Origin of the sequence: Bacillus sp. 7894-2 (assembly GCF_002272225.1) — a bacterium.
GTDB lineage: Bacteria > Bacillota > Bacilli > Bacillales > Cytobacillaceae > Cytobacillus.
Map to the genome: position 1 here is coordinate 1 of NZ_NPDG01000138.1, position 5,821 is coordinate 5,821.

Annotated in this window: 4 protein-coding genes; all 4 read left to right on the plus strand. The window is 43.7% G+C overall.

All coding sequences use genetic code 11. The features are described from left to right. Nucleotides 1-274: 274 nt before the first annotated feature. Entirely contained in the window at nucleotides 275-1,351 is a 1,077-nt protein-coding gene (locus CHI10_RS19670; RefSeq protein WP_095245878.1) for a D-alanine--D-alanine ligase, read from the plus strand. A gap of 117 nt (nucleotides 1,352-1,468) precedes the next feature. Further along, on the plus strand, nucleotides 1,469-2,842 hold the full coding sequence (locus CHI10_RS19675) for a UDP-N-acetylmuramoyl-tripeptide--D-alanyl-D-alanine ligase (protein WP_095245879.1): 1,374 nt from the start codon (nucleotides 1,469-1,471) through the stop codon (nucleotides 2,840-2,842). A gap of 272 nt (nucleotides 2,843-3,114) precedes the next feature. Further along, the gene (locus tag CHI10_RS19680; RefSeq protein ID WP_095245880.1) at nucleotides 3,115-3,810 is read left to right on the plus strand and encodes an alpha/beta hydrolase; all 696 of its coding nucleotides are present in this window, start codon (nucleotides 3,115-3,117) and stop codon (nucleotides 3,808-3,810) included. Nucleotides 3,811-4,308: 498 nt separating this feature from the next. Next, nucleotides 4,309-5,787 carry a degradosome RNA helicase CshA gene (gene cshA / locus CHI10_RS19685; RefSeq protein WP_095245881.1) on the plus strand — a complete coding sequence of 493 codons (1,479 nt, stop codon included), beginning with the start codon at nucleotides 4,309-4,311 and terminating at the stop codon, nucleotides 5,785-5,787. Nucleotides 5,788-5,821: the final 34 nt, after the last annotated feature.

Genomic DNA, 5,821 nt, shown 5'->3' on the forward strand with positions numbered 1-5,821 from the left:
AACATTAATAGGTGAAAAACAAAATTTTATTCGAAAAGAGCCTATGTTTAAGATAAGAAAAGTTTCCTTTTTCAGCGCTCTGTCATACATATAGAAATATGGGCGTAGGGGCAGAAAAAAATTCCTGAAGAATTGAACATGTAATCACTCCCTTTCTTAAATGTGAAAGTGTTACAATATAGAATAGCTTGAATGAACATATAAATCAGTTTAAGAAAAATAAAACGGCATGAAAAGCCGGTTAGTCCATGATTGAATATTGGAGGTTCTTTTTATGAAAACAAAGGTTGGCCTTTTATACGGCGGAAAGTCAGCGGAGCATAAAGTTTCTATGCAGACTGCAATGGCTGTCATTAAAGCATTGGATTTAGAGAAATTTGAAATTCATCCTATTTATATATCTGAAGAAGGCCGATGGGTGAAAGGCCCTCAATTGCAGGGTCCTGTTTCCAATGTAAAGGAGCTGGAATTCTCCCAGAGGGAAGCACTTCCACCAACAGCATTGGCACCGACCCTTTTCCAGGATGCACAGGAGAAAGGCCCATTTGATGTCATCTTCCCGCTGCTTCACGGTCCGAACGGGGAAGACGGCACAGTTCAGGGGCTGCTTGAGCTCTTAAACCTGCCATATGTGGGGAATGGAGTATTGGCTTCATCAGCGGGCATGGATAAGGTCATCATGAAGAATATATTTGCACAGGCAGGCCTGCCGCAGGTGAAGTATGTCTGGTTTATCCGCAGTGAGTGGGAGAATGAAACAGAGACAGCGTATGAAAAAGTGGAAAAAGAACTCGGCTACCCGTGTTTCGTAAAACCGGCCAACCTGGGTTCCAGTGTGGGCATCAGTAAGTGTATGAACCGCACAGAGCTTGAAGGAGCATTTAAAGAAGCTTTCCAATTTGACCGTAAAATCATTATCGAAGAAGGCGTCACTGCAAGAGAAATTGAAGCTGGCGTGCTGGGCAATGATCATCCGGAATGCTCTGTTGCCGGTGAGATTGTGCCGAAGGTTGAATTCTATGACTATAAAGCGAAATATGAGGATGGAGACACAGCATTAATCATTCCTGCTGAAATCTCCGAGAGTGAGTACAGCGAACTGAGCAATATGGCCATTAAGGCATTTAAAGCCCTTGACTGTTCAGGTCTTGTCCGGGCTGACTTTTTCTTAACAAGAGAGGGTAAGCTATACATTAATGAAGTCAACACCATGCCGGGCTTTACACCTTTCAGCATGTTCCCGCTTCTGTGGAAGCATACGGGAGTAGAATATCCTCAGCTGATTGAAAAGCTTGTCAATCTGGCCATTGAACGCCATGCTGAGAAACAAAGCATCAAACACACCATGTAAAAAGGCATAACTGTTGAAGGAAACACGGCATTTTTGCCGTGTTCCTTTTGTTCATACATAAATGGCAAAATCAGGATTATCTGCTGCCTTCTGATTTTGTCCAATAGGAGGCGCCATATGATTAAAAAAACACTTCAGGAAATTACACAGATGATTAAAGTAGATAATGACGTATCTTCTTATAATGACACATCCATACAGGGCGTGAGCATTGACTCCAGAAGAATCGGGAAGGGCAATTTATTTGTTCCTTTCAAAGGGGAAAATTCAGATGGCCACCGATTTGTAGAAGATGCCATTGAAAAGGGGGCAGCCGCGGCCTTTTGGCAAAAGGATGTTCCCAATCCGCCACTGCATCTTCCAATCCTGATTGTTGAAGATACACTGACAGCTCTTCAGGAATTGGCGAGAAGCTATCGTAATGAATTAAATGTAAAGGTCGCAGGCATTACAGGAAGCAACGGCAAAACAACGACCAAGGATATGACCGCAAACCTTCTGTCACTAAACTATAAGGTTCAAAAAACGGAAGGCAACTATAACAACCATATCGGTCTTCCTCTGACCATTCTGGCACTTGAAGAAGATACGGAAATCGCCGTACTCGAAATGGGAATGAGCGGAAGGGGAGAAATCGATTTTCTTACGAAGCTTGCCCGTCCCGACGCCGTGATCATTACGAATATAGGCGAATCTCATCTGCAGGATTTAGGTTCCAGAGAAGGGATTGCAGAAGCGAAGCTGGAAATCATAAATGGCCTTCAGGAAAATGGCCTGGTTATTTATTACGGTGACGAGCCGCTTCTTGATGAAAAGCTGAAAACCTACAATGGTTCGGCTGCATTAAGAACCTTTGGAAGAACCGGGAAAAACGATGTGTATCCGGTGGATATCAAGCAGAATGACAAGGGCAGCACATTTGGGATCAATGGATCCGACGAGGAATTTTACCTGCCAGTACTGGGCACCCATAACGTTCTCAATGCCCTGGCAGCGATGATTGCAGCATCCCATTTCGGCGTTCCGTACGAAAAGATGAACGAAGGCTTTGCCAGCTTAAAGCTGACCAATATGAGAATGGAACTGCTCGAGGGCAAAATGGGTGAAAAAATTATTAATGATGCCTATAATGCCAGCCCGACATCCATGAATGCAGCCATTGAACTGGTCGCCAATCTTCCTGGCTATAAAAAGAAAGTTCTCGTTCTTGGCGATATGCTGGAGCTTGGTCCGCAGGAGGAGGATTTCCATTACTCCACTGGGAAATCTGTGGATGCAAAAAAGGTTGATTACGTGTTTACTTTCGGCAAGCTTGGCGAATTTATCGCCAAGGGGGCGAAGGAAGTCCTGCCTCATGAACGGGTGGCAGCCTTTACTGACAAACAGAATCTCATTCAAGAACTGAAGAAACAAGTCGACCAGGAAACCATTGTGCTGGTTAAGGCATCCCGTGGCATGAAACTTGAAGAAGTTGTATCAGCTCTTCAATAGTTTCTTTAACAGCCTTTTAGCTTTAACAGAAAGGATGAAGGACTGATACAGCATAAAGTTTTTCAGCAATATCCTTTTGAAAATAGAAAAATTGCTTATATCTGTTATTATTGGAAATAAACCCCTGTTCCACGTGAAACAGGGGTTTAAGTTATTCTTAAATAGTTCCTCCGTTGTAATTTTTATCTTCCGACAGGTTTGATTAGTATGGCAAAAAGGAAAAAGTGTAAAATAAAATGAACGAAATATAAAAAAATGGCGGTGACTCGTAAATGATTGGCTGCATGTGCATACATGGTTTTACAGGAGCTCCATTCGAAGTAGAACCTTTGGCAGAGTATTTAAAAGAGCATACAGACTGGGAGATTTCCGTGCCGACATTGCCGGGTCATGGCGATGAACTGAAGCTGAAAGGAATCGCCTACAACAAGTGGATTGAGCATGCAGAGGAAGAACTGAAAAGGCTGATCAGCCGCTGTGAAAAAGTATATGTCATCGGTTTTTCAATGGGCGGCCTGATCGCCAGCTATTTAACGGTTCATTACCCTGTAGATAAATTGGTTCTGCTCAGTGCTGCTGCCTATTACGTGAACCCGAAGCAGCTATTCTTTGATATGAAAGAGATGGTAAGAGATGCTTTCAGGGGGAACCTGGCTGACAATGAAATGTTCGTCAGATATAAGCGGAAAATCAGTGCGACACCGATTACGGCAACACTTCAATTCCGCAGGCTTGTGGCTTCCATCAGGCCTATTTTAAATCAGATCACTGTGCCGACATTAATTGCGCAGGGTGAAAGTGATGGAGTGGTGCCTCCGAGAAGCGCCAGATATTTATATAATAATATTAGTTCATCAGCCAAAAAATTAATTTTTATAAAAGACTCAAAGCATCTTATCTGCCATTGCGGGGAAGGGGACCGCCTCTTTCAGGAGATCCTTGGCTTTCTGCAAAAAAAGCCAGAATGATAAGGTTTTCAGCCAGCCTTCACGTTTGCAATGCTTACTTGAAAATGGTAATATAAACACCAAAGTGCCAACAGGAACTTCTTTTGAGAACCCGGACATACTCCAGCAGGAGAATGTCTTTTTTCATTAAATACAGAAGTATTGCTGAAAAAGCATACTTCAGTAAGGCCATAAATAGATGGGTGCTTAAATACGCTTATCTTAAGAGACCTGATTGTCCGTGAACAATTTGGATAGAACTTACCCTCATCCTTTCCTCAAGCGGGTTTCATAGTGAGTGGGACTCTTCTTAACGAAACATAACCGCACTTTTTATATAATAAGAAGTTACAGCATCTAGATTGCCGGGTACTGCCGGTAAAAAGGCTCCTTACAGGGTGCCATAACATTTCTTATAATCGTCCGGAAGAGACTCATAGGCCAATTTTTTCAGGAGAACTCCTGCCTGCAGGTTTGCAGGGACAAAATTTTTCTATGATTAGAAGGAGAATGAATACATTGACAAAGTTTCAAGACTTGGGCATCAGCCCGGAGACAATGAAATCACTGAAACGAATGGGATTTGAAGAAGCGACTCCTATTCAGACACAGACCATTCCGTTAAGTTTGGAGAATAAAGACCTGATCGGGCAGGCGCAGACAGGAACAGGAAAAACCGCTGCATTCGGAATCCCGATGATTGATAAAATCGATAACACAAAAGAGCATATTCAGGGAATTATTATTGCCCCTACACGTGAGCTGGCGATTCAAGTATCGGAAGAACTGTATAAAATCGGCTACGGAAAAAGAACGAAAGTCCTTTCCATTTATGGCGGCCAGGATATTAACCGCCAAATCCGTGCATTAAAGAACAAACCGCATATCATCGTTGGAACGCCGGGACGTATTCTGGACCATATCAACCGCAAAACTTTGCGTTTGGACCATGTCCATACGGCCATCCTTGACGAAGCGGATGAAATGCTTAACATGGGATTCATTGATGATATTGAAGCGATTCTTGCACAAATTCCTGAAGAGCGCCAAACACTGCTCTTCTCTGCTACAATGCCTGCGCCAATCCGCAGAATGGCAGAACGCTTTATGAAGGACCCTCAGGTTGTCCGTGTACAAGCTAAGGAAATGACTGTTTCATCTATTGAACAATTCTATGTTGAAGTGCATGAGAGAAATAAATTTGATGTGCTGACAAGACTTCTGGATATTCAATCACCGGAATTGGCGATCGTATTCGGACGTACAAAGCGCCGGGTTGATGAATTGGCTGAAGCCTTGAATCTTCGCGGATATATGGCTGAAGGAATCCATGGGGACCTAAGCCAGGCTAAACGGATGTCTGTACTAAGGAAGTTCAAAGAGGGAAGCATTGACGTCCTTGTGGCAACAGATGTTGCAGCGCGCGGATTGGACATTTCCGGCGTCACGCATGTATATAATTTTGACATTCCTCAGGATCCTGAAAGCTATGTTCACCGCATCGGCCGGACCGGACGTGCTGGAAAAACGGGTGTTGCGATGACATTCATCAATCCACGCGAGAAATCGTACCTGAATGTGGTGGAACGTACAACAAAGAAAAAAATGGAACGCATGGATGCTCCAACACTGGATGAGGCGCTTGAAGGCCAGCAAAAAGCTGTATTGGAAAAAATCATGCAAACCATCGAGGAAAACAATCTTGGAAGCTATAAGGAAGCGGCAGATCAGCTTCTGGCACAAAAGGACGCTTCAACAGTTGTTCAGGCCGTGCTGAAGATGCTGACAAAGGAACCGGATACAACCCCTGTTAAATTAACAGAGGAAAAGCCGCTTCCATCTAAGCGTGACAGAAAGCCAAATGACCGCAGCCGCGGAGGATACAATGGCAGAGGCAGACAGGGCGGCCAAAAAGGATCATACAAATCCCGCCAGGGCCACACTGGAAAACGTCCAAGCCACAATAACAGCCGTTCAAACAGCAACAGCTATAGATAAGAAATTTGGAGAGCAGAAATTCTGCTCTCTTTTT